The following is a 23,159-nucleotide window of genomic DNA, read 5'->3' as shown; positions in this document are numbered from 1 at the left end:
CATGCGTTGCACAAAACCTCGACGGCGGCACCTGGCGGGTGCCGTCGTCGTCCGTTTCCCCTCACGCCCACGTTGGACTCTGGAAACATCCGCGATCAAAAGGTATGTTACTAAGCATGCTGATGATTCTTCCCGAGTCATTGGTTTCCGGTAGCAAAGCGAAGGAGACGTTATGAGCACGAAGGTGGAAAAACGCATTCTGGTGAACGTACCGGTGAGCACCGCTTATAACCAGTGGACCCAGTTCGAGGAATTCCCGCACTTCATGGGCGGCGTCAAGAGCGTGACCCAGCTCAGTGACGACCGGCTGGAATGGGTGGCCGAGATCGGCGGCGTCCGCAGGCAATGGGAAGCCAAAATCCTGGAGCAGATCCCGGATCGGCGTGTGGCCTGGGCCGCCACCGAAGGCGCAACGAACGCCGGTGCCGTGGACTTCGAGGATGTCGGAGGCGGCCAGACCTCGCTCCGGCTGACCCTCGAATACGAGCCCGAAGGCATCGTCGAGAAGGTGGGCGACAAACTGAACGTCGTTGACCGCCAGGCCGAATCCGACCTGCAGAAGTTCAAGGCATTCATCGAAGACGAAGGCTATGCCAGCGGCGCGTGGCGCGGTTCCGTCAACGCCGGAACCACTGTGGGCACGCCCGGTGTTGAACACGCAGGCGCTTCCCGCGGCGATTCCGGCAAGGCCGGAATCTCGGGCAAGGTTGCGGCCGGCGTAGGCATCGCAGCGGCAGCAGGCGCAGCAGCGGCGATGGCTGCCGGCAGCAACAAGGACGACGCCGAAACGCGCGACGTCACGGTCACGCAGACCACGCCCGCGGTCCCGGCAGAACCGGTGGTTCCCGCAGAGCCGCTCACCACCGGCGCCACCACCGGCAGCGCCTACCCGGGCACGGGGACAACGGACACCACAACGGCAGGCACGACGTCGGGGGCCGGCTCCTCCGGTTCCGTCGCCGATCTGGGTGATGACAGGATCGGGCACGCCTTTGACCAGACCAATGGCCTGGTGGACACCACTGGCGAGTCCGACGAGACGGCTGCCGGCGAGAACCTGAGCGCCGGCGAAAGGCGCGGGGACGACCGCAACGCCGACGGGGGCCTCCCGCCTGTGGGTGGCAACCTCGGCGGCCACTGACCCGGCCCCACCCAAGAACCAGCGCCGCCCGCCTTCCTCCCAAGGCGGGCGGCGCTTCCGCGCCTTCGGGTAGGTCTACTACTTTTGGGCTGCCGCTTGGAGCAGCGGCACGGTGCGGGTGGGCATGACTTCCACCAGGGACATGGCCGTACTGGTACGGACCACGCCGTCAATCGCCAGCATCGCGTTGGTGATCCTGTGCAGGTCGGCGGGGTCCCTTGCGGCCACCTTGGCGAGCAGGTCCGCATCCCCGGTGGTGGCGTGCATCTCGATGATCTCGGGGATCGTCTGAAGCGCCGACACGGCAAGGTCGCTGGAGGACTGGCTGATGGAGATCGAGATAAAGGCGATGAGCGGCAGGCCAAGGGCCTCGGTCCGGACCCGCTGGCTGAAGGGCGCCAGGCTGCCGTCGTTGACCAACCGTCGGAGCCGGGCGTGCACGGTATTGCGGGCCACGCCCAGCGTCCGGGAGAGGGACAGGACGGTAGCCTGCGGGTCCCGGTCGAGTGTGAGGAGGATCTCTGCGTCCAGGGCATCAATAAGGTGCATATTGAGCATTTTGCCATCTGGCTGACCTCCAACCACAGGATCTGTCCTGTGGGATCCTGCCCTGTTGCGCAGACATCCTGAAATCGCTGATCATGCTGTCCATGACCAGCACCCTTCCCGAAGCCACGGCACCGACGGTCCGCGCCGCCGTCGCCCATCTGCCCGCCTACGTGGCAGGCAGGAGCGCCCAGTCGGCCCTGACCGCCGCCCTGGCCTCGAACGAAAGCCACTTCACCCCCCTGCCCTCCGTCGTCGACGCGATTGCTGCGGAGGCCGGCAGGATCCACCGGTACCCGAGCATGGGCGCGGTGGAGGCGCGGGAAGCGATCGCCGCGCACTTCGGCGTCAATGCTGACGAGGTTGCCGCCGGACCGGGAAGCTCCGGGGTGCTGCAGCAGGTCATCTCGGCAGTCTGCGGACACGGCGACGAGGTGGTGTTCGCCTGGCGCTCGTTCGAGGCCTATCCCATCCTGGTGGCGGTGGCCGGCGCCGTATCGGTCCCCGTCCCGCTGCTGGCGGACGAACACCACGACCTTCCCGCCATGGCTGACGCCATCACTGAGCGCACCCGGCTGGTCATCCTGTGCTCGCCAAACAACCCTACCGGCGTGTCCATCAGCCCGGAGGCGCTGGAGGCATTCCTCCAGGCCGTTCCGCCACGTGTGCTGGTGGTCCTGGACGAGGCCTACATCGAGTTCCAGCGCGGCAACGGCATCGACTCCCTGGACTTCTACCGCCGCTACCCCAACCTGTGCATCCTGCGCACCTTCTCCAAGGCATACGGATTGGCAGGCCTACGGATCGGCTACGCCATCGCCCGGCCGGAAATCGCCCAAGGCCTTCGGCGCACGGCCGTTCCTTTTGGCGTCAACAGGATGGCACAGGCTGCCGCGGTGGCTTCGCTCGCTGCGGAGGACGAGGTTCTTGAGCGCACCGAGGCGGTGGCCCAGGAACGGACCCGCATGATCGGAGCCCTTCGCGGCCACGGCTGGAACGTCCCGGACAGCCAGGCCAACTTCTACTGGCTGCGCGCTTCCGACGGGCTGCGCGGGCAACTCCTCGACGCCTTGGCCCAGGCAGACATCCTGGCCCGCGGCTACGCTGCCGACGGCGTCCGGATCACGCTGGCAGACAAGCCAACCAATGACCGTGTGCTTGCCGTCCTGGCGGACCGCGGAAAGTTTGCGGCCCAGTGAGCCCCTCCACGGAAACACGCGCTGACGCAACCACCGCTGCACCGGCCACGCACCCTGAAGAGCCGACGGCGGGAGGTTCCGTTCCGCCGTCGGCCGTCCGCCATTCGGTGGTTGAGGACGTCCTGGGCATCCTGACCGGCACCTTCGCCGCATCGCTGGGGCTGTTCCTCCTCAAGTCGAGCGGGGCCGTCACCGGCGGAACCGCGGGCTTGGCCCTGCTGGTCAGCTACTCGGTTGCACTTCCGTTTGGTGTGGTCTTCTTTGCCGTGAACCTACCATTCTTCGCGCTGGCCGTCTGGAAGAAAGGCTGGAACTTCGCGCTCCGCACGGGGGCCGCGATCACGCTGGTGTCCCTGATGGCCAGCGTGCACCCCGCCGCCTTTGGGTCCCTGGACCTCGACCCGGTGTATGGGGTGCTGGGCGGAAACCTGCTGGCCGGAGTCGGCCTCCTGATCCTCTTCCGGCACCAGTCAAGCCTGGGCGGTTTCAGCATCCTGGCGCTGCTCCTGCAGGACAAGTTGAACTGGCGTGCAGGATACGTGCAGATGGTCCTGGATGTGGCCATCGTCCTGGCTTCGCTGGTCCTCGTTGCACCATTGGTGGTGCTGCTGTCCGCTGCCGGCGCCACCCTGCTCAACCTCGTCCTCGCCCTCAACCACCGGCCCGGGCGCTACACGGGCAACTAGGCACCGGAAAGCAGGCACCGGCCTGTTTATTCCCAAAAGCCGGCTGAAATATCTGCCCGGGGACCGGTGTTGGCGCCACTATGACAACAATCGGAATCATCGGTGCAGGACATATTGGAAGCCAGGTGGCACGGAAGGCCGTGGAGCAGGGCTACGACGTAGTCATCAGCAACTCCCGCGGGCCGGAAACCCTCCAGGACCTCGTGGCTGAGCTCGGCCCCAGAGCCAAGGCGGCAACGCCGGCTGAAGCGGCCGCCGCGGGCGACTTCGCCGTGGTCACGGTGCCGCTGAAGAATTACAAGGAAGTCCCGGTGGAACCGCTGGCCGGCAAGATCGTGATCGACACGAACAACTACTACTGGGAGCGGGACGGCAGGATCCCCGCCCTGGACAACGGCGAAGCCACCACGTCCGGGATGCTGCAGGAGCACCTCCCACAGTCGAAGGTGGCCAAAGGTTTCAACCACATCATGGCCAAGGACATCACCACTGATGGCTCACCCGCCGGCAGCGAAAACCGGCGCGCCCTGGCCACCGCGAGCGACTACCCGGAAGCTGCCGAACTGGTGACGCGCCTGTACGACGAATTCGGATTCGACACTGTCAATGTGGGCCCGCTCTCCGAAAGCTGGCGCGTGGAACGTGACCGTCCTGCGTACGTGAAGCGGCAGAACGCCGTTGAACTGAAGGACAACCTGGAAAAGGCTACGCGGACCATCTGACCCGTCAATCCGAAGGTTATCGATACGGGGCTGGCCGGCAGCAACTGCCAGCCAGTCCCTTGTCCCTGTGCTGCTTCCGGCCTACTTCCAGGCAGGAACCAGCACCACTTCGAACGGGCTGGGCGGCCGGTTGAACTGGGCGTTCACAGCGGCCACGGTATCGTCGAACTTGGCCACAGTCGTCGGAATGTCGAACGCCCCGGACTTGATCGTGTTCCTCTCATCGGCGGAGGACAAATCGCTGGAAAGATCCAAGCGCTTGATCTGGTTGAGCTGGTTCTGGACGGCCCAGACGTTATCGCCCTCCACCAGGATGCCGTCCACGAACGGAACATCGGCATCTTTTATGACGGCGCTCCTGCCGTTTTTCGGATTGACGGTATACAGCGCCCCATTGTTGGTGTGCGCCACAATGAGGGTCTGGCCATCCTCAGTGGACGCAATGCCGTTCAGGTTGAATCCGGGTTGGAGGTCCGCTGCCGGCCCGCTCAGTTTCAGGGTCTTCACCTTGCCCAGCTCCCCGTGCTCCCCCACCGGCAGGAAGTAGAGTTCGTCCGCGGCAGAGTTGGTGAACCAGGCGCCGTCGCCGGTCAGTGTGACGTCGTTGATGAATCCCTTTGCCAGGTCGAAATCGGCAACGGGCTTGCCGCTCCGGGTGTTGTAGACGAATGCCTTGCCGGTGCCGCCGCCCGCCACAAACAGCAGGTCGTGGCAAGTATCAGCCTTCAGGCCCACGGCGGCACGCCCCGCAGGGGCATGGATGAATCGGGTGGCGGTACCCTTGCGGAGGTCACCGCGGAAGATGTCTCCGGTGGTCAACTCCCCGGCGTAGAAAGTCTGGCCCTCCCCTGCCGCGATGCCTTCTGCGGAGGTGGCGCCGTCGAGCACGATTTCCCCTGCTGGCGGCGCTGCTGAAGCCGGAAGGGCTGTGGGGAGAAACAGCGAAAACAGGGCGGCAAGGCCCACGGCCGCGTGGCGGCGCAGTGTCTGGCGCATGCTGGTTTCCTTAGTCTGGAATGATGCGCGCGGGGCCCCATCTGCGGAAGCTCCGCACGATTGGTACAGCCATTCTAGGTGCGCGAATTGGGCATGCGAAGGCGCCGGGCTACCCAATCTGCTTACAATCGAACCCTCTGACCACTACCGAGGGACCCATGAAGAAATTCGCCACAGCCCTGTTTGCCGCCGGCCTCATTGCTTCCGCTACGGCCTGCACCGCCACACACCAACTGACCACCGCTGAGACCTGCGAGCGGATCCAGGCCGTTGTGTCGAACCCCGCCAACAACGCCGGCAAGACGGGCATGAACAACCTCGCCAACCAGATCCGCCCCATCCACGCGGTTGCCTCGGACGACCTCAAGCCTGCACTGGGCCAGATCCTGGCGTACACGGATGAACAGGCCAAGGAGAACCCGGACAAGGACAAGCTGGCCGATCTCCAGTCGGGCTACCAGGAAGCCGGCACCACCTACAGCAAGTTCTGCGGCCAGGGCGGCGCCCAGTAGCCTGCTGACCCAGCCCGGGCGCCGCGTTGGCCGCCTGGGCTGGGCTAGAGCGTGGCCGGGTCCGTGTTTGCGCCGCACAGGATGACCGCCACCCGTTCATCGCGGGCCGGCACGTAGGCTCCGGTGGTCAATGCGGCGTAGGCGGCTGCGGCGCCGTGTTCCACCACAATCCGGTATTCGTTCCACAATGCGGAGCGGGCGGCGACGATGTCCGAGTCCGTGACCAGGACACTTTCGACGCCGCAGCGGACCGCCACTGAGAAGGCAATCCCGCCGGCACGCCGGGCGCCCAGGGAGTCGGCAGCGATGCCCGATACCGGGACGTCCACCGGCTTCCCGGCAGCCAGGGCAGCGTGCAGCGTTGGCGCGGCCCCAGGTTCCACCGCAACCACTTTGGCGGAACCTTCGACGGCGGCGGCTACCCCGGCCATCAGCCCGCCACCTCCCACTGCCACCAGGACGGTGTCCACGTCCGGCACCTGGTCCAGCAGTTCAGAGCCGACAGTTCCGGCGCCGGCAACGATTTCGGGCTGGTCGTAGGCGTGGCAGTAGACCGCGCCGGTTTCCTCGGCATGGACCACGGCGGCCTGGTAGGCGGCCGCGTATTCCGCACCACCCTGGACCACGGTGGCGCCGATCGCCTTCAGCTTGGCGACCTTGACGGCCGGCGCGGCTTCCGGAACGAACACGGTGGCCGGTACGCCCAGCTGCTTCGCTGCATACGCATTGGCCAGTCCGGCATTCCCGCCGGAGGCAACCACGATGCCCACGTCTGCCCGCAGTTCCCCGCGCTCCCGGCTGGCCAGAATCCGGTTGAAGGCGCCGCGGGCCTTGAACGTGCCCGTGTGCTGCATGAATTCGCACTTGAGCCAGACCTGGCCGTCGGCCAAGCCACGGTCCGCCGCCACGACGGGCGTCCTGCGGAGAAGGCCGGCCGTCCGCCGCTCCGCCTGGTCAATATCGGCGCGGGTGACCATGCTCAGACTTCGTCGTCCCAGGTGCCCGGTTCCTCCAGCGCCTCCTCCGGTTTATGGTCCCGGGCGGCGTCTTCGCCTCCGACGTACGACGCCGGCACGGTTCCGGGCGCGTGGGCCTGCTGTTCCTCGCGGATGTTGGCTGCCCCCGGCTGTTCGGGGTGCTGGCCGGACTGCGGAGACCTGGTGGCTTCTCCCTTGGCTTCGTCCGGGTCGCCCGGGCCCCGGAGGTCTGCGGTGTTCTGGGGATCGTCGCTGGAAACGGTCATGCTCCTGCCTTTCACCTTGGGAACTTCCTGTTTGGCCGGGGGAACCCGGCCCGTCCTCCAGCCTACGGTCTGGTCACCTCCCTGGCCGTTCCCGCGCGAGGTTAAATGGCGCGCCACCACGGGATTCATTGGAGGCGCGCCCGGCGAGCTGCCTCCCGGCGTCGTATCCTGCTGTGGAGCCACAGACCCGGAGCCTGACATGACTTATATCAAGATCATCCCCCTGGTGATCCTCGTGGTGATGTTCGTCGTCGCCACCCGGTGGCCACTGAACATCGGGGTGATGGGGCTGGTGGCCTCGTTCGGCGTCGGCTATTTCCTGCTGGGCTTGTCGGACAAGGAGATCCTGGCCGAATTTCCGGCCAGCATTGTCCTGACCATCATTGGGGTCACCTACTTCTTCAGCATGGCGCAGCGGAACGGCACCATCGGCATCATCGTGCAGGGCTGCGTCCGGATGGTTCGCGGAAAGACCATGCTGCTGCCGTGGGTGTTCTTCCTGATGGCCGCCGCCCTGACTTCCCTGGGCACGTTCTCACCCGCCGCCATCGCTTTGCTGGCTCCCGCGGCTATCGGTTTTGCCTACGAGTCGCGCATCCACCCCGTCATGATGGGCGCGTTCATTATCAACGGCGCCCACGCGGGAGGCTTCTCCCCGCTGTCCGTGGCCGGAGTCCTGGTGCATGACATCTCGCTGAAGAACGGTTTTCCCATCTCCCAGGCCAGCCTCTTCAGCGCCAGCTTCGCCCTTAACCTGGTCCTCTCGGTGCTCACCATTGTCCTGTTCGCCCTGTTCGGCAAATTGCGTGACGGTGCCCCAAGGCAGCATGTGGACACCGACACCCCGTCCGTCGGACGCCCCCACGGCCAGCAGATCATAACTTTGGTCCTGATTGCCGTGATGCTGGTGGCCACCCTCGGGTTCCACCTGCCCATCGGCTTCGTGGCCCTCTCAGCCGGGCTGCTGCTGGCGTTCATCAACATCCAGGAGCACAAGACTTTCATCGGCGGCATCTCCTGGTCCACCGTCCTGCTGGTGGCAGGCATGATCACCTATGTCTCCCTGTTGGAGCATGTGGGGGTCATCGACACCTTGGCCCAGCAGGCCCTGGCCCTGGGCGCCCCGCTGCTGGTCGCGCTGGTCCTTTGCTACGTAATCGGCGTGGGCTCTGCCTTCGCGTCCTCCACGGCATTACTCACAGCGTTCATCCCGCTGGCCGGCCCCCTCCTGGCCACGAGCTCGCTCAGCGCCTCCGGAACCGTGGCCGCGCTGGCCATCGCGGCCACCGTCGTCGACGTCTCCCCCTTTTCCACCGATGGTGCGCTGGTGGTGGCAAACGCGCGGGACGACGACCGGCAGCGGGTCTACCGCCAGCTCATGTTCTACGCGGGCGGCGTGGTGCTGGTGGCCCCGGCGCTGGCATGGGCGCTGCTCATCCCTACCGGGATCATCTAGGGCCTGGTTTCCAGCCCCACCCAGCCAGCAGGGTGAGGGGGGCTGGAACAGGTGCGGGGACTTGGCCGCCGCTACCGGGGGGCGGTGGGAGAGGCCGACGACGAGGCGCCGCTGCCCGAGGACATCGTCGCCGAAGAGGTGGACGAGGCAGTGGATGACGACGAGCTGCTGGGCGAGGACGTGCCCATTGAGCCGGACGAACTGGTGGAGGACGGGCTTGACGTTGCGCTGCCGCCCTCGGCCTTCTTCAGCACGTCGTTGATGAGGCCCTCGAGTTCCTTCTGGTCCGAGTCACCAAGGTCGGTACCGCTCTTGGTAGCCACCACCAGCAGGCGCCCCTTCGCAGCGGAAACCTGCATCAGCTTCTGCTGATTGTCGCCGCTCCGGGTGCTGACGGTTGCAAAGGTCTTCTCAGCGTCAGTGTCGGCCTTGAGTTCCTGGCTTGAAACGTCGTATTTCTGCCCGAGCGCCGAGACCGAGAATTTAGCGCACTGGTCCATCTTGCCGCTGATGTCGCTGAGGGTCTTTACTGCGTCGGGGCCGCCACTTCCGGACTGGGCAGACAGGCTGCGCGGCTGCTGGCCTTCGGAAAGTGCGACGGCGACATCACCGTTCTCAACTTTGTCCAGCAGGCCGGCGGTGGCGATGTCCTTGCAGTCCTTGGGATCGACGGTTGCGGCGCTCATCAGCAGGTTGGCGATGTTGCTGCCCTGGGCAACCTGGTCCTTGGAGTACAGCTTGAGCTCATTGCCGTCGTCGTCCTTCATGCCCGAGATCAGGTTCCGGAGCTCATCCTCCGAATACACTTTGGCTTCGGCAGTCTGGCTGGCGGAAGCTGACGCCGTCGACGAACTGGAAGGACTGGCAGTTCCACTGCCCCCTCCCGAACAGCCGGCCAACGCCAGCATTGCCGCAGCCACAACTCCAAGCGCAGATACCCTTCGCATTAGGTTCACCCTCCCAAATAGACAGCATGCTTAGTACTTTCACTGTAGAGGTTCCCTTTGGAAGTGTGAAGTAACGCCGTTGGGAGGGAATTGGGGATACACGTTAAATGTCAGTGGGTCGCTGGGTGGGTATGGGAATCGGCGGTGGTCTTGGGGTGGTGTTGGAGGGTGTTCGTGCCTCTGTTGCTGCCCTGGATGCGCTGGAGCGGGAGGACGCTTCCCTGGCGGCCGGTGCCGGTGTTGGTGCTGGTGTGGATGTGTTGCAGCGGCGCTATGAGATCCGGCTGGAAAGGCTGGAGGTTGCGTCCCGTTTGGAGGCGCAGCTTGCAGGGGTGAAGGCACGGGACGCGGCCGACGCCGTGGGATTCCAGGAGGCGATGACCCCGCCGGACGCCTCGGTCCAGGACCGCACGTACGCGCAGATGTCGGTGGTGGAGGAGATCGCCGGGGTCCTCACCGTGAGTTCCGCCGCTGCCGGGGCGTTGGTGGAGCAGTCCCGCCGGATTTGTTCCCTACCGCCGGTGTTCCAGGCCTTGTCCGCCGGGGCCATGTCGTGGCAGCACGCCCGCGTCGTCGCCGACGAAACCGAAGGCCTTGACGCTGTCGGGGCTGCCGGGCTGGTGGCGCATTTCTTCGACCCCGACGCACCCGATCCGGCCCGGGGCGCAGCGCCCGGTGAACTGGTCCCGTCCCGGTTCCGGGCCAAGATCCGGGGCTGGCGGGAACGCTACCACCCGGAGTCGATCCAAAAGCGCCATGCGAAGGGGGTGGCGGATCGTCGGATGGAATACACCCCGGACCGGGACGGCATGGCCTGGGTCTCCCTCTACCTCCCCGGCGATACCGCGTGCGCCATCTGGAACCGGACCACCGCGACCGCCCGCGGCCTCCAAGGCCCCAACGAACCCCGCACGCTTACGCAACTCCGCCCCGACATCGCCGCATCCCTGTTGCTCGGCGCCGGCCAGGTGGCGGGTGAGGGTTCCACTGGCACCACCGCGAGCACGGCAAGCACGACCGCGACAGGGAAGGTCCCCACCCCGCGGGCCGACGTCCTGGTCACCGTGCCCGTGTTCTCGCTCCTCGGCCTCACTGACGAACCCGCAGTGCTGGACGGCTTCGGCCCGATCCCGGCGTCCATGGCCCGGAAACTCGTCGCCGGTGGGGCGGACTCCTTCTACCGGGTCCTCGTCGACCCGCGGGACGGGGCACCCCTGGAAATCGGCCGCAAAAACTACCGGCTCACGGGGGCCATCAAACACTGGATCAGGCTGCGCGATGCCCAATGCACCTTCCCCGGCTGCACCAACCGCACCCCCGACAACGAAACCGACCACCTCCAAGCGTGGCAACACGGCGGCACCACCAACGTCAGCAACCTGGCCCAACTCTGCCGCAAGCACCATCGGCTCAAGCACCACAGCCAATGGACCCCCGGCCCGGCCACGAGCAAAGACCCACCGGGCTGGACCTCACCCACCCGACGCCACTACAACCCCGAACAACAGGATCCAGAACCAACCCACTGGCCACCAGGAACCTGGCCACCGCCACTTCAATGGGCCGCGCCCCGTGAATGCCAGTGCCTGGCGGCGAGCCTCGAAAACCTCCCGCAGTGGGAACCCGACGACGACCGGTACATCCATAGATCCGAGCGACCTGTCACCCGACGATCCACTCTGGGCCGAACTCCTGGCCACGCCACTCGCGCTGTCATCGCAAGGGTGAACCCCGCGCTGAGGCCATCCCACCCATCAACCGCTTCATTACCTAGCCCCGGCAGTACAGCTACGCTGCTTCGGGCGCTCCTGCGATCCGCCGTCGACGTGCCATCCGTTGCGCCTTCTCCTTGGCGGCCGCGGCCCGGAGCCTGGGGACAACCTCCATGGCGATGGGCTGCCCATGGCCGGGGGCAAGCAGCCGGGGCCCCAATTCTGCCAGCCGGGCCACGGAGTCCATCGCCGTCCTGCGGCTCCACGTGGTGTACCAGGGCGGACCGGAAACATGTGATGCCCGGAGCAGGAGACCGCGCGCCGAGTTCAAGTCCACGGTGGTTACCGCATCACCGGTCATCAGGACGCCATCTTTGGAACGCCAATACGCCACGTGTCCGGGGGTGTGCCCCGGCGTGGGAACGGCGGCCCAATCGGGCAGGCCGGGCACCTCGCCGCTTCGTGGAAGGCCATGCACAACGTCGGTAATGTCACCTGCGGCCTCAATCCGCCGCCGGACGCGGGCAGGCAGGGACCATACAAAGGGTGCAACCAGCCACCGGTCCAGCGGCATTGAATATCCCGGAACGTAGCGGCCGGCAGCCATCGGCAGTTCGGCGCGGTGGACATATGCCGGAATCTTCCAGGTCCGGGCAAGTGTCCCAGCAGCCCCGGAGTGGTCAGGATGCAGGTGGGTCAGGAAGATGGCTGCAGGAACTTCGCCGGGACCGAGCAGTTGCTCCACTGCCGCGCGCAGCGGTTCGGCACTGGCCGCCCATCCGGAGTCGATCATCGCCCATGAGGGGCCGGATCGGACCAGGTAGACGTTTGATGCCAGCGGGCCTGAGCCAGTGGTCATCAGCACCACACCGGACGCGATCTCCTGCGGTTCCGAAACACGCATCACCGTGACCTCACACAGCTCCGAAGACTGCACTGAAGTGGGCGTACGGGGGGCACGAAGCCTCGCGAAATTGCCCCGTTGATCTGCGGCGGGGCATGGCCGGACCATTCCACTCCACTGGGCCTCGCCATACCCCCAGTTTTACGCCGGTCTGCCGTCGATGGTAGGGCCGAACGGCCTCTCTAGCCGTCCGCCCCGGGCAGGCATACTTCGACGAGATCCCCCGTTACCCGGGTTTCGAACAGCGGCTGCCGGGAAGTTGCCGGCCCGGACCTGACCTCGCCGGTGCGCAGCGAGAATGTGCTCCGGTGCCACGGGCAGACGACGCACGGGTCCCCGCCGTCGTCTTTGATTTTTCCTTCGTGAAGAGGCCCGGAAAGGTGGCTGCAGACGTCGGACAATACGTTGACCGTCCCGCCCTCGCGGTGGACCAGCAGGGGGATGCCGGCGACATCGCGCTTGTGCAAGCCGCCCTCGGGCAGCTCCGCCAGGGGTGCCAAGGGGTGCCAGCCGGCGGGGAAACGGTGCGGAATTTCCTCGCTGTGGTTTACTCCGGCCGCCTGGCGGTAGGAGAGGTGGCCGCCCAGGAAACCCCCGGCGCCCACCGTCGCGAGCCCGAGGTACGCGAGCACCTTGCCACTGCCTACTCCGCCGGTTGCCCGCCGCACGAGGGACGCCACGTAGAGGCCAGTGGCGGTGACGTTTGCCGCGGCGTGCACCAACCCCACCCGCTGCTGCTGCGGGTGCAGCTGGGACCAGTCGGTAAACCCGGCGAGCGCAGACGGAATCACGGTGGCGGCGCCCACTCCGATGAGCAGCCGGGCCGCCTTCTCACCCCCCGGTACCGCATCGAGCACGCCTGCGGAGACCCAGGCGCCGATGGGCACCTGGACGGCAAGGGGGTGAACCGGGTGTCCAATGGGGACGCCATGGAGGACATCACGGGCCCACCGGGGCTTGATGACCTTCAGGACGACTTTCCGGACGCTCTTGGCCAGTGGATCGAGCCACTCGGCCTCCTCGAAGCGGGTGACAAGCTCAAGTGCGGGCAACGGTTTCATGTGTCCTCCCTTACCCCGATTACTGCAATCCACTCACCGCAACGGCGACCCCACCACGGTGAACCGGTGGGCTGCTGTCTGCCCGGAAAGGAGAGGCATCGCCTCGGCGATCGCGGCCCGTGTGCTGTCCAGCTGCAGCGACGCCTGGTGCGCCTCAGCGGACTCCCACAGCTCGGAAACGAACACGGTATCCGGCATATCCGCATTGACTCCCACCTCATAGAGCAGGCACCCGGCTTCCCTCATCCCGGGTTTCGGCCGGAGCAGGATCGCCACCAGGGCATCCCGCTGGCCGGGCTTCGTTCCAAGCATTCCCATATTCGCGAAGGTCATAAGGACAGTCTGCGGCAGGAGACCGGGAGTCGGGGAGGGCAGGCCTTGTTGGGCACTCAGCCCAGGCATTTAATCCATACGCTGTATTATTGCGTTGGCCTTTCCATTCGGCGGCCTACCTGCGATCAAAGGGCGTTTCTTGGCAAACACAGGACTTGGCGTGGCCGGCTCAGGGGAACGCCGGTACGGCCGGACACCTGCTGCGGAAGCGGCCTCTGCTGCCCTGCTGGGAGTCCTCGGAGGAATCCTGGGGCTGACACCCTGGCTGATCACAGGAGCACAGCTTCCTGTGCAGAACCTCTGGGGAGCGGAAACACAGCCCCGCGACATGCCACTTGCCCTCCTGCCGCTTAGCCAGTACCGCACCACTACCCTCGTTGCCCTGCTCACCGTGGGTGCATCCGCCACTGGGCTTGCCCTGCGCGCGTTGAGGCCTGCCCGCCGCGGGGCCGCTGCTGCATGTGCCGTGGGCGGTGTGCTCCTGGTCCACGGCGGGGCTGCCGTCCAGTCGTTCGCAGTGCTCAGCAGCGGCCTGGACCCGGAGCCAAGGTCTTCCATCTACATCGCCGGCCTGCTCGGCGGCACCATGGCCGCGATAGCGGCCGGAGTGGTCGCCCTCCTGGTGCTCGCCTCGCCATCCCGTCCCGTCGCGGCCTTGGGCGTTGGCCTGATGGCGGTGCCGTTTGCTTCATGGCTGGCAGCTGCCGCCGCATTCCTGGCCGGCCCGGGCGGGATGCCAACTTTCCTGGCAACCGTGTGGCACTGGCTTCCTGCCGTCCTTGTGGGTGCCGCATTGTCCTGGTGCGGCTTCAAACCTTCCGCCCGCCTGTGGGTGTGGGCGGCAGACCTTGCACTGCTGTGGCTGGTTCCTGCCCTGTTCACCAGCGTCAATTACGTCCTGGGGACCCGCGTATACCTCGGCAACTTCTCCGAGATGGCCGTCCTGTCGCGCGAAATCCTCGCCGCCACTTTGGGCCCTGCAGGCGGAGCGGGACCCATCGTGCTGCTGGCACTGGCTGTGGGGCTGGTCGGGGCGCTTTTCCTCGCCGTTCTGGAGCGGAAGAGCAGGCGTTCCGGACCAGCACCGCAGGGCGGTGGCGGTTAGCGGTAGTCCGCAACACTCACTCTGCGGCGCCCAGGCTTCCACCATGAACGACGGCGCCACTCGCCGTCGTATCTTCCTTCAGCATCCAGCCCACGCGCTTGACCGTCCTGAGCATCACGGCACTCTCGACAATTTCTATGCCGGGCACCTTCTGCTGCAGCGCCAACTCGGCGGACATGACGTCTGCCAGCGTGTGCAGCCACATGATGATCACGAAGTTGGTGGGGCCGGTAGTGGAAGCGCTCAGCCGCACGTTGCTGATGCTGCGGATCTCGGCGGCGGCTGCCTCGTGCTGGCCCGCCGGGACGTTCACGAACCATTGGCAGGTTACCGGAAACGACGAGTACCGTTGGGCGATTTCGCAGCGGAAGGACAGGATGCCGCTGGCCAGGACCCGGTTCAGCTGCCTCTGCACGGTGGCGGGATGGCGGCCAAGGGCGCGGGCAATCTGGGCAGCTGTGGCACGGCCGTCGCGGGCCAGGAACGGCAACAGGTCAAGGTGGCTCTGCGGAAGCTGCCCCGCAATCCGCGCCGGTTCGAGGCTTGCAGGTGGTCCGAGCGTGCGAAGGGTGGCCAGCTGGGAACGGCTCAGGACATTCAGCCGCCAGTCGTCCCCGCTGCTGTGCAGCCGGGTGCACAGGGCCACCTGGTACTTGGTCAACCCATCAATGGTCTTCAGGTGTGAAACCACGCGCTCGCTGAACTCCTCCAGCGAGCGGGTAATGACTGTCAACATCAGGTCCCGGTTGCTCGCAGCCTCCTCCACAGTGACGATCTCCGGAACCGCAGCAAGCTGCGCCGTGACGCTGTCCCGCCGGTTCATCTCGCAGTCAACGGCCACATAGGCCAGGAGCATCTGCTTCGGGTCGCCCGCCAGGTGCGCTGTCGCCCATGCCGCCCCCTGGGACGTCAGGCGGTCCCAGCGGGCCGCGAGGGTGGTGGCGTGCACGTCCAGCACCTTGGCAGCGTCAGCCCAGGCGATTCTCGGGGATGCCTGCAGCACCTGGATCAGGGCAAGGTCGTCCTCGCTGAGCTCCATCTGCACCTTTCTCTCCCTGTATAAATCGTGCTTGAACCTGTCGGTTGACGAATAATTTCTGCGCTTTGCGCAAATGTGAACCATGCCACTTCAGAATAGTCCCCAAGCCCTGATGCCGATTGCCAAGGAGTAACACATGCCCATTACCGAGGACGCCAAGGACCTGCAGGATGACCTGGTACGCCTGCGCCACGACCTGCACAGGCAGCCGGAAATCGGCCTCCACCTCCCGCGGACCCAGGAGAAGGTCCTTAAGGCCTTGGATGGGCTCCCCTTTGAGGTCACCCTCGGCAAAGAGACGACGTCGGTCACCGCGGTCCTGCGTGGCGGCAATCCAGGTGCCGGCGCGCAGCGGCCGGCCGTGCTGCTCCGCGCCGACATGGACGGGCTGCCCGTCCAGGAGAAGACCGGTGTCGACTTCACCTCCCAGGCCGACGGCGCCATGCACGCCTGCGGCCACGACCTGCACACCTCCATGCTCGCCGGAGCCGCGACCCTCCTGGCGGAGAAGAGGAACCAGCTCCAGGGCGACGTCGTCCTTATGTTCCAGCCGGGTGAGGAAGGGTGCGATGGTGCCAGCTACATGCTCCGGGAAGGCGTGCTGGACGCCGCCGGTCCCCGCGTCCAGGCCGCCTACGGTATGCACGTGTTCTCCTCACTGGAGCCGCACGGCACCTTTTGCACCAAGCCCGGCGTGATGCTCAGCGCCTCGGACGGGCTGGAAGTCACGGTACTCGGCGCCGGCGGCCATGGTTCGGCTCCGCACTCGGCCAAGGATCCCGTCACCGTGGCTGCCGAGATGGTGACGGCCCTGCAGGTCATGGTCACCCGCCAGTTCAACATGTTCGATCCCGTGGTCCTGTCCGTGGGCGTGCTGCACGCGGGGACCAAACGGAACATCATCCCGGAGTCGGCCCGCATCGAAGCAACCATCCGGACCTTCTCGGAAGCATCCCGCCTGAAGATGATGGACGCCATTCCCCGCCTGCTGAAGGGGATTGCAGCCGCGCACGGCGTGGAGGTCGCCGTCGACTACCTGCAGGAGTACCCCCTCACCATCACCAGCGAAGACGAAACCCACACCGCCGAAAAAGTGATCACCGAACTGTTCGGCGAGCGCCGCCTCTCACGCTGGGCCACCCCGCTCAGCGGCTCCGAGGACTTCTCCCGGGTGCTGGCGGAGGTGCCCGGCACCTTCGTGGGGCTCAGCGCCGTTGCACCGGGCGCCGACCACACCGCTTCACCCTTCAACCACTCACCGTACGCAACGTTCGACGACGCCGTGCTGGGGGACGGCGCCGCACTTTACGCAGAACTCGCCATCTCTCGGCTGGCCACGCTCTCCCGGGCCGCATAGGCGCCCCTCCCCTATCCGGTTGCAGTGCTGCTGCCCCCATCCAAGAACGAAATGACCAGGAAGAAGACCATGTCCGTTGCAGTAAACAAGCCCCGGGCGGGGCGCATGTCCACCGCCAAGACCGTCGTCGGCACCGGCATCGGCAACGCCGTTGAGTGGTACGACTGGGCCATCTACGCCACTTTCACCCCCTTCATCGCCAGCCAGCTGTTCAGCAAGGAGGACCCGGCGTCGGCCGTACTGTCCACCCTGGCGATCTTCGCCGTCGGCTTCGTGGCCCGGCCCTTCGGCGGCTTCCTCTTCGGCTGGATCGGCGACCGGGTGGGCCGGAAGACCTCGATGACGTTCGCCGTAGGCCTTGCCTCGCTCGGCAGCCTGATGATCGGCGTCGCCCCCACGTTCGCCAGTGTCGGCGCGTTCGCCTCGCTGATGCTGCTGGTGGCCCGGCTGGTGCAGGGCCTGGCGCACGGCGGCGAGCTGCCGTCGTCGCAGACCTACCTGTCCGAAATGGCACCCAAGGAGCACCGCGGCTTCTGGGCCACCCTGATCTACACGTCCGGTACCGTGGGCATCCTGTTCGGCACATTGCTGGGCGCCGTCCTGAACATGTCGTTGAGCACCCAGGCGATGAACGCCTGGGGCTGGCGGATCCCCTTCCTGATCGGCGCCGCCATGGGCCTGTACGCCCTGATCATGCGGTCGCGCCTGCACGAGACCGAGGCGTTCCAGGACGAGGCGGTCAGTACCAAGCGCGCTCCCATCTGGCCGCAGATTGTCCGTTACCGCAAGCAGGCCATGCAGGTCATCGGACTGACCGTGGGCCTGACGGTCATCTACTACATCTGGGGCGTCGTTGCGCCCAGCTACGCCACCACGGCACTGAAGATCGACCGCGGCGAAGCACTGTGGGCCGGCGTGATCGCCAACATCGTCTTTATCGCCGCCCTGCCGGTGTGGGGAAAGCTCTCGGACCGGATCGGCCGCAAGAAGGTCCTCTGGGCCGGAGCCATCGGATCAGCGGTGCTGCACTTCCCCATGACCTGGCTGCTGAAGGATTCCGCCTGGCAGCTGGCCGTGAGCATGTCCGTGATGCTGGTCTTCGTGGCCGCGAGCGCCGCCATTGTTCCGGCCGTGTATGCCGAGCTGTTCCCCACCTCCATCCGCACCGTGGGCGTCGGCGTCCCCTACTCCATCTGCGTGGCCGTGTTTGGCGGTACCGCCCCCTACCTGCAGCAGTGGCTGGGATCCTCGCTCGGGGCGCCGCAGGTGTTCAACATCTACGCAGTGCTGCTCCTGGTGGTCAGCGCAGCGTTCGTGTTCACGATTCCTGAAACTAAGGGCAAGGACCTGACCCACTAGCTCACGGATTTCAAACATCCCCGGCGCGGTTTTCCGCGCCGGGGATGTTTGGCGTTTCCGGGGATTCGCGGCAGCCGGATCGAAGGGCGGCCGGATCGAAGGGCAGGCAGGTTTGGTGGCGGCCTGGCTACGCCGCGGTTGGAAGCACCAGGAGGTAGCCGGTGGCCAGGCCACTGCTCCAGCGCCGCGGTTCACGGACCACGAACTGCGTGGCCAGCTGCTCCGGAGTCAGCAGGGTATTAGGCGCCGGCGACGGGCCCCACTGGCCACTGCCGTAGGGATAGAGCGGATCGAGGACGCGGATGCCGGTCACTGAAAAATCGGGGAACTGGCGTGGGTCGCCCACCGATTCGAATCCGCTCATCACCCAGGCGTGGCGGCCGCTCCACATCACCAGGCCCACCGGCCTGCCCGTCTCCGTGATGGCACGCGCCGCCGTCCGCACCGCTTCCCCATAGTCCGGGACGCTCACCACCGCGTACGGCCCCATGCCAGCCTCCGTCAGCACCTGCGCCCAGCCAAAGGGATTGGCACCGTTGAACGAGTCCGAGGAGTGGGCGCGGGCCCTCTCCCACAGCTCACTCTGCTGCGTGCGGTCGGCCCAAGTGCCGCCGCCGGTATCGTCAATCAGGTTGTGCGCCATCTGGATGCTCGCTGCAACGCACCAGTCGAATGTGTACTGCGGGACGAAGTCGCCTTCCCGGTACAGGTTGAGGGCGAACGGCTGGGGTGCGGGGGCGGGAGCCGGCGGGGCAGCCGATGTCGAGTCAGGTACTGCCACTGGGACCGGCGCCTGCGGAGGAGCGGGGGCGACGTCGGCCGCATCCGGCGCGGAGCTTGCCGAACCGGCCGCCGGGGTGGGCACCGTCGCGGTCGCCCCAGGTGAAGGGGCCGCGGATCCAGACACGGCCTGCCCAGAGCCCATCCCGGACGTGCAGCCGGCAAGGAAGGCCATCAGGGCAATGAGCCAGGCCAGAAGCCGGAGGCGGGCAGCGGTCATGATCGCTCCAGTCCATTTCACGTTGAGCGGGCGTACCTGCTACCAGTCTCCTGCCCACGGCTCCCCTTGACTACCCCCGCCCTACTTCCCTACACTTTTCATAAAGCAGAATCTAAATTCCACACAGCGGAAACGGTGACTAGGCCGGAAGCAAAGGAAGATAGATCAAAGCCCCTCCTCGGAAGGACCTACGATGACGTACACAGTGAACTGCTCCATCCTCCTCACGGAGCTGCCCCTGCTCGAGCGCCCCGCCGCAGCCAAGGCAGCCGGCTTCGACGCGGTTGAGTTCTGGTGGCCTTTCGAGTCCTCCGTCCCGGCCGACAGCGAAATCACCAAGTTCGAGAACGCCATCACGGACGCCGGCGTCCAGCTCACGGGCCTGAACTTCAACGCCGGCAACATGCCCGGCGGCGACCGCGGCCTGGTTTCCTGGAAGGGCCGTTGCTCTGAGTTCAAGGACAACATCGACGTCGTCACCGGCATCGGCGAACGCCTTGGGTGCAAGGCGTTCAACGCCCTCTACGGCAACCGGCAGGACGACTTCACCCCCGAAGAACAGGACGAGCTCGCCGTCAAGAACCTGGCAGCGGCAGCCCAAGGGGTCGCCCGCATCGGCGGCACCGTCCTGCTCGAACCCGTCAGCGGCGCACCCAAATACCCGCTCCTGACCGCCAACGATGCACTCGACGTCATCTCCCGCGTCAAGGAAGAGACCGGCGCCGGGAACATCAAGCTGCTCGCCGACTTCTACCACCTGGCCGTCAACGGCGACGACGTCGAATCCGTCATCGAAAACCACGCCAAGGACTTCGGCCACATCCAGATCGCCGACAACCCCGGCCGCGGCGCACCGGGCACCGGCACCCTTCCCCTCGGCGAATGGATCGCCCGCAGCCGCGAACTCGGCTACCAGGGCTACATCGGCCTCGAGTACAAGGAACCGCAGGAAACCGCCTTCAGCTGGGCCATCCGCGAACACGTCGCCCGCTAGCCACCGCCGCACACACGCAAGACCTCAAGACTTCAGAAAGAGAACCATCATGAGCAACGTTGCAGTCATCGGACTCGGAATCATGGGCCTGCCCATGGCCATCAACCTGGTCAAGGCCGGCCACACCGTCACCGGCTTCAACCGCAGCCAGGACAAGATCGACAAACTGGTTTCCGAAGGCGGCAAGGGCGCCACCAGCATCGCGGACGCCGTGAAAGAGGCCGACGTCGTCATCACCATGGTGCCGGACTCCCCCGACGTTGAGGGTGTTGTCAGCGGCCCCGACGGAGTCTTCGCCAACGCCAAGCAGGGCACCCTCTGGATCGACGCCTCCAGCATCCGCCCGGACGTCGCCGTCCGCCTCGCCGCAGACGCCAAGGAAGCCGGCATCCGCCCCCTCGACGCCCCGGTCTCCGGCGGCGAACAGGGCGCCATCGACGCCGCCCTCTCCATCATGGTCGGTGGCGACAAACAGGACTTCGACGACGCCCAGGACGTCCTGAACGCCGTCGGCAAGACCATCGTCCATGTGGGCCCATCCGGCTCCGGCCAGACCGTCAAGGCCGCAAACCAGCTGATCGTCGCCGTCAACATCGAGGTCCTGGGCGAGGCCATCGCTTTCCTGGAGGCCTATGGCGTGGACACCGACGCCGCACTCAAGGTCCTCGGCGGCGGCCTGGCCGGCTCCAAGGTCCTGGACCAGAAGGGCCAGAAGATGCTGGACCGCAACTTCGACCCCGGGTTCCGCCTGGCCCTGCACCACAAGGACCTGGGCATCGTCACCTCAGCTGCCCGGGAAGCCAATGTCGCCATCCCGCTCGGTGCCGTGGCCGCCCAGCTCGTCGCCGCCACCGTCAACCAGGGCGACGGCGCATTGGACCACTCCGGACTCTTCAAGCAGGTCCTCCAGCTCAGCGGCAGGAAGTAAACACCGCGCCAAAGGCGCCAAGGAAACACCAGCAGGGAACCCGCCGTCGTGAATGACGACGGCGGTTTCCTCACCACACCCAAAAACACCCAGACTTCGCCCCGCAGGGGCAAAACAAGGAGCACCCCATGAGCAAGATGCGTACCGTTGATGCAGCGGTGGCCATCCTGGAAAAGGAAGGCGCCATCGAGGCGTTCGGCCTGCCAGGCGCCGCCATCAACCCCTTCTATTCCGCAATGCGCGCCCACGGCGGCATCCGCCACACCCTGGCCCGCCACGTTGAGGGCGCCAGCCACATGGCCGACGGCTTCAGCCGCGCCAAGGACGGCAACATCGGCATCTGCATCGGCACCTCCGGTCCCGCCGGTACAGACATGGTCACCGGTCTCTACGCCGCCTGGGCCGACTCCATCCCCATGCTCTGCATCACCGGCCAGGCTCCGGTGGCCAAGCTGCACAAGGAAGACTTCCAGGCCGTGGACATCGAGTCCATCGCCAAGCCCGTGACCAAGATGGCCATGACCATCCTGGAGCCCGGCCAGGTTCCCGGCGCTTTCCAGAAGGCCTTCCAGCTGATGCGTTCCGGCCGCCCGGGCCCCGTGCTGCTGGACTTGCCCATCGACGTGCAAATGGCCGAGATCGAATTCGATATCGACACCTACGAGCCCCTTCCCGTCGAGAAGCCCAAGGCATCCCGCAAACAGCTGGAAAAGGTCCTGGACATGCTCCTCGCCGCCAAGCACCCGCTGATCGTGGCCGGCGGCGGCATCATCAACGCCGGCGCGTCCGCGCAACTGGTTGAGCTTGCCGAGACCCTTAACGTTCCGGTCATCCCCACCCTGATGGGCTGGGGCACCATTCCCGATGACCACCAGCTGATGGCCGGCATGGTGGGCCTGCAGACCAGCCACCGCTATGGCAACGAGAACTACCTGCAGTCCGACTTCGTGATCGGCATCGGCAACCGCTGGGCCAACCGCCACACCGGCGGCCTGGACACCTACACCGCCGGCCGAAAGTTCGTGCACATCGACATCGAGCCCACCCAGATCGGCCGCGTGTTCTCCCCTGACCTGGGCATCGCGTCCGACGCCGGTGCGGCGCTGGCCGGGCTGGTTGAGCTCGCCAAGGAGCGCAAAGCCGCCGGGTCCCTGCCGGACTACAGCGCCTGGGTTGCCGAATGCGCAGACCGGAAGGCGTCCCTGCACCGCAAGACGCACTTCGAGAACATCCCCATCAAGCCGCAGCGCGTCTACGAGGAGATGAACAAGTCCTTCGGCCGCGACACCACCTACGTGTCCACCATCGGACTGTCCCAGATCGCCGGCGCGCAGATGCTGCACGTCTTCGGTCCGCGCAAGTGGATCAACGCCGGCCAGGCAGGGCCCCTGGGCTGGACCGCCCCGGCAGCCCTCGGCGTCGCCCGTTCCAACCCGGACCAGACGGTGGTGGCGCTCTCCGGCGACTACGATTTCCAGTTCATGATCGAGGAACTGGCCGTGGGCGCGCAGTTCAACCTGCCGTACATCCACGTGGTGGTGAACAACTCCTACCTGGGCCTGATCCGGCAGTCGCAGCGCGGCTTCAACATGGAGCAGAACGTGTCCCTGGCGTTCGAGAACATCAACAGCTCACACCTGTCCGAGGACACCCGCGGCTACGGCGTGGACCACCTGAAGGTGGCCGAAGGCCTCGGCTGCAAGGCCGTCCGCGTGGAGGACCCCAGCGACCTCGCCGCCGCGTTCGACAAGGCCAAGGCCCTGATGGGCGAATTCCGGGTTCCCGTGGTGGTGGAGGTGATCCTGGAAAAGGTCACCAACATCTCCATGGGCGTGGAAATCAACGCCGTGAACGAGTTCGAGGAACTGGCGGAATCCGCCGCCGACGCTCCCACCGCCATCCTGGCCCTGCAGGCCTAA

24 protein-coding genes and 1 pseudogene are annotated in these 23,159 nt (G+C 66.1%); 13 read left to right on the top strand and 12 right to left on the bottom strand.

Features of this window, described 5'->3' with window-relative positions:
- Nucleotides 1-172: 172 nt before the first annotated feature.
- Nucleotides 173-1,141, top strand: a complete 969-nt coding sequence (locus NIBR502771_RS07660; RefSeq protein WP_141159216.1) for an SRPBCC family protein — start codon at nucleotides 173-175, stop codon at nucleotides 1,139-1,141.
- Nucleotides 1,142-1,219: 78 nt separating this feature from the next.
- On the opposite strand, the gene NIBR502771_RS07655 is transcribed toward NIBR502771_RS07660, so the two are convergent.
- The gene (locus tag NIBR502771_RS07655; RefSeq protein ID WP_246839836.1) at nucleotides 1,220-1,690 is read right to left on the bottom strand and encodes an Lrp/AsnC family transcriptional regulator; all 471 of its coding nucleotides are present in this window, start codon (nucleotides 1,688-1,690) and stop codon (nucleotides 1,220-1,222) included.
- 92 nt (nucleotides 1,691-1,782) lie between these two features.
- On the opposite strand from NIBR502771_RS07655, the gene hisC reads away from it, so the two are divergent.
- The 3 genes from hisC (at nucleotide 1,783) to NIBR502771_RS07640 (ending at nucleotide 4,294) form a co-directional block, all read left to right on the top strand.
- Complete coding sequence (gene hisC / locus NIBR502771_RS07650; RefSeq protein ID WP_141159214.1) at nucleotides 1,783-2,886, top strand: histidinol-phosphate transaminase; 1,104 nt, start codon at nucleotides 1,783-1,785, stop codon at nucleotides 2,884-2,886.
- Nucleotides 2,883-3,572, top strand: a complete 690-nt coding sequence (locus NIBR502771_RS07645; protein WP_371706637.1) for a YitT family protein — start codon at nucleotides 2,883-2,885, stop codon at nucleotides 3,570-3,572. The genes hisC and NIBR502771_RS07645 overlap by 4 nt, the downstream gene beginning before the upstream one ends.
- 80 nt (nucleotides 3,573-3,652) lie before the next feature.
- Entirely contained in the window at nucleotides 3,653-4,294 is a 642-nt protein-coding gene (locus tag NIBR502771_RS07640; protein WP_141159213.1) for an NADPH-dependent F420 reductase, read from the top strand.
- A gap of 81 nt (nucleotides 4,295-4,375) precedes the next feature.
- Here NIBR502771_RS07640 and NIBR502771_RS07635 read toward each other — a convergent pair whose 3' ends face one another.
- The gene (locus NIBR502771_RS07635; RefSeq protein WP_141159212.1) at nucleotides 4,376-5,290 is read right to left on the bottom strand and encodes a hypothetical protein; all 915 of its coding nucleotides are present in this window, start codon (nucleotides 5,288-5,290) and stop codon (nucleotides 4,376-4,378) included.
- A 158-nt stretch (nucleotides 5,291-5,448) separates the two neighbouring features.
- Between NIBR502771_RS07635 and NIBR502771_RS07630 the strand changes: the two genes are divergently transcribed.
- Complete coding sequence (locus tag NIBR502771_RS07630; RefSeq protein WP_141159211.1) at nucleotides 5,449-5,802, top strand: hypothetical protein; 354 nt, start codon at nucleotides 5,449-5,451, stop codon at nucleotides 5,800-5,802.
- Between the two features lie 44 nt (nucleotides 5,803-5,846).
- Here the strand turns inward: NIBR502771_RS07630 and NIBR502771_RS07625 are convergent, their stop codons facing one another.
- Both NIBR502771_RS07625 and NIBR502771_RS07620 read right to left on the bottom strand, forming a co-directional pair.
- Complete coding sequence (locus NIBR502771_RS07625) at nucleotides 5,847-6,779, bottom strand: threonine/serine dehydratase (RefSeq protein WP_141159210.1); 933 nt, start codon at nucleotides 6,777-6,779, stop codon at nucleotides 5,847-5,849.
- A 2-nt stretch (nucleotides 6,780-6,781) separates the two neighbouring features.
- Nucleotides 6,782-7,045 carry a hypothetical protein gene (locus tag NIBR502771_RS07620; protein ID WP_141159209.1) on the bottom strand — a complete coding sequence of 88 codons (264 nt, stop codon included), beginning with the start codon at nucleotides 7,043-7,045 and terminating at the stop codon, nucleotides 6,782-6,784.
- 199 nt (nucleotides 7,046-7,244) lie between these two features.
- Here NIBR502771_RS07620 and NIBR502771_RS07615 point away from each other — a divergent pair, with 199 nt between their 5' ends.
- Nucleotides 7,245-8,501: an SLC13 family permease gene (locus NIBR502771_RS07615; protein ID WP_141159208.1), complete on the top strand. Its 1,257-nt coding sequence runs from the start codon at nucleotides 7,245-7,247 to the stop codon at nucleotides 8,499-8,501.
- 71 nt (nucleotides 8,502-8,572) lie between these two features.
- Here NIBR502771_RS07615 and NIBR502771_RS07610 read toward each other — a convergent pair whose 3' ends face one another.
- The 3 genes from NIBR502771_RS07610 to NIBR502771_RS21215 all read right to left on the bottom strand — a co-directional run bounded on the left by NIBR502771_RS07610 (nucleotide 8,573) and on the right by NIBR502771_RS21215 (nucleotide 10,206).
- The gene (locus tag NIBR502771_RS07610; protein WP_246839835.1) at nucleotides 8,573-9,307 is read right to left on the bottom strand and encodes a hypothetical protein; all 735 of its coding nucleotides are present in this window, start codon (nucleotides 9,305-9,307) and stop codon (nucleotides 8,573-8,575) included.
- A 412-nt stretch (nucleotides 9,308-9,719) separates the two neighbouring features.
- Nucleotides 9,720-9,998, bottom strand: a complete 279-nt coding sequence (locus NIBR502771_RS21220) for a hypothetical protein (protein ID WP_371706636.1) — start codon at nucleotides 9,996-9,998, stop codon at nucleotides 9,720-9,722.
- On the bottom strand, nucleotides 9,961-10,206 hold the full coding sequence (locus tag NIBR502771_RS21215; protein WP_371706635.1) for a hypothetical protein: 246 nt from the start codon (nucleotides 10,204-10,206) through the stop codon (nucleotides 9,961-9,963). The genes NIBR502771_RS21220 and NIBR502771_RS21215 overlap by 38 nt, the downstream gene beginning before the upstream one ends.
- A gap of 24 nt (nucleotides 10,207-10,230) precedes the next feature.
- Between NIBR502771_RS21215 and NIBR502771_RS21210 the strand changes: the two are divergent.
- A pseudogene (locus tag NIBR502771_RS21210) lies at nucleotides 10,231-10,812 on the top strand (DUF222 domain-containing protein); the annotation flags it as partial.
- Between the two features lie 424 nt (nucleotides 10,813-11,236).
- Here the strand turns inward: NIBR502771_RS21210 and NIBR502771_RS07600 are convergent.
- From NIBR502771_RS07600 to NIBR502771_RS07590, 3 genes are all read right to left on the bottom strand, one after another.
- Nucleotides 11,237-12,064, bottom strand: coding sequence for an MBL fold metallo-hydrolase (locus NIBR502771_RS07600; RefSeq protein WP_141159207.1), 828 nt, complete (start codon nucleotides 12,062-12,064; stop codon nucleotides 11,237-11,239).
- 182 nt (nucleotides 12,065-12,246) lie between these two features.
- Entirely contained in the window at nucleotides 12,247-13,125 is an 879-nt protein-coding gene (locus NIBR502771_RS07595) for a Rieske 2Fe-2S domain-containing protein (protein ID WP_141159206.1), read from the bottom strand.
- A gap of 33 nt (nucleotides 13,126-13,158) precedes the next feature.
- Nucleotides 13,159-13,458 carry a putative quinol monooxygenase gene (locus tag NIBR502771_RS07590; RefSeq protein WP_141159205.1) on the bottom strand — a complete coding sequence of 100 codons (300 nt, stop codon included), beginning with the start codon at nucleotides 13,456-13,458 and terminating at the stop codon, nucleotides 13,159-13,161.
- 139 nt (nucleotides 13,459-13,597) lie between these two features.
- On the opposite strand from NIBR502771_RS07590, the gene NIBR502771_RS07585 reads away from it, so the two are divergent.
- A complete protein-coding gene (locus tag NIBR502771_RS07585; RefSeq protein WP_210411362.1) occupies nucleotides 13,598-14,563 on the top strand; it encodes a hypothetical protein in 966 nt (321 codons plus the stop codon).
- A 16-nt stretch (nucleotides 14,564-14,579) separates the two neighbouring features.
- On the opposite strand, the gene NIBR502771_RS07580 is transcribed toward NIBR502771_RS07585, so the two are convergent.
- Complete coding sequence (locus NIBR502771_RS07580; RefSeq protein WP_141159204.1) at nucleotides 14,580-15,602, bottom strand: Lrp/AsnC family transcriptional regulator; 1,023 nt, start codon at nucleotides 15,600-15,602, stop codon at nucleotides 14,580-14,582.
- 136 nt (nucleotides 15,603-15,738) lie between these two features.
- Here NIBR502771_RS07580 and NIBR502771_RS07575 point away from each other — a divergent pair, with 136 nt between their 5' ends.
- Nucleotides 15,739-16,959, top strand: coding sequence for a M20 family metallopeptidase (locus tag NIBR502771_RS07575; protein ID WP_141159203.1), 1,221 nt, complete (start codon nucleotides 15,739-15,741; stop codon nucleotides 16,957-16,959).
- Nucleotides 16,960-17,028: 69 nt separating this feature from the next.
- Entirely contained in the window at nucleotides 17,029-18,318 is a 1,290-nt protein-coding gene (locus tag NIBR502771_RS07570) for an MFS transporter (protein ID WP_141159202.1), read from the top strand.
- Between the two features lie 127 nt (nucleotides 18,319-18,445).
- Here the strand turns inward: NIBR502771_RS07570 and NIBR502771_RS07565 are convergent, their stop codons facing one another.
- On the bottom strand, nucleotides 18,446-19,318 hold the full coding sequence (locus NIBR502771_RS07565; protein ID WP_141159201.1) for a hypothetical protein: 873 nt from the start codon (nucleotides 19,316-19,318) through the stop codon (nucleotides 18,446-18,448).
- A gap of 193 nt (nucleotides 19,319-19,511) precedes the next feature.
- Between NIBR502771_RS07565 and NIBR502771_RS07560 the strand changes: the two genes are divergently transcribed.
- The 3 genes from NIBR502771_RS07560 (at nucleotide 19,512) to gcl (ending at nucleotide 23,159) form a co-directional block, all read left to right on the top strand.
- Entirely contained in the window at nucleotides 19,512-20,312 is an 801-nt protein-coding gene (locus NIBR502771_RS07560) for a hydroxypyruvate isomerase family protein (protein ID WP_141159200.1), read from the top strand.
- Nucleotides 20,313-20,361: 49 nt separating this feature from the next.
- The gene (locus NIBR502771_RS07555) at nucleotides 20,362-21,240 is read left to right on the top strand and encodes a 2-hydroxy-3-oxopropionate reductase (RefSeq protein ID WP_141159199.1); all 879 of its coding nucleotides are present in this window, start codon (nucleotides 20,362-20,364) and stop codon (nucleotides 21,238-21,240) included.
- A gap of 128 nt (nucleotides 21,241-21,368) precedes the next feature.
- Nucleotides 21,369-23,159 (top strand): glyoxylate carboligase, encoded by a 1,791-nt coding sequence (gene gcl, locus NIBR502771_RS07550; protein ID WP_141159198.1) that lies wholly within the window; start codon nucleotides 21,369-21,371, stop codon nucleotides 23,157-23,159.

Origin of the sequence: Pseudarthrobacter sp. NIBRBAC000502771, assembly GCF_006517215.1 — a bacterium.
GTDB lineage: Bacteria > Actinomycetota > Actinomycetes > Actinomycetales > Micrococcaceae > Arthrobacter > Arthrobacter niigatensis.
The sequence above is the reverse complement of the archived record's forward strand: the minus strand, read 5'-3'. Positions and strand labels throughout refer to the sequence as shown.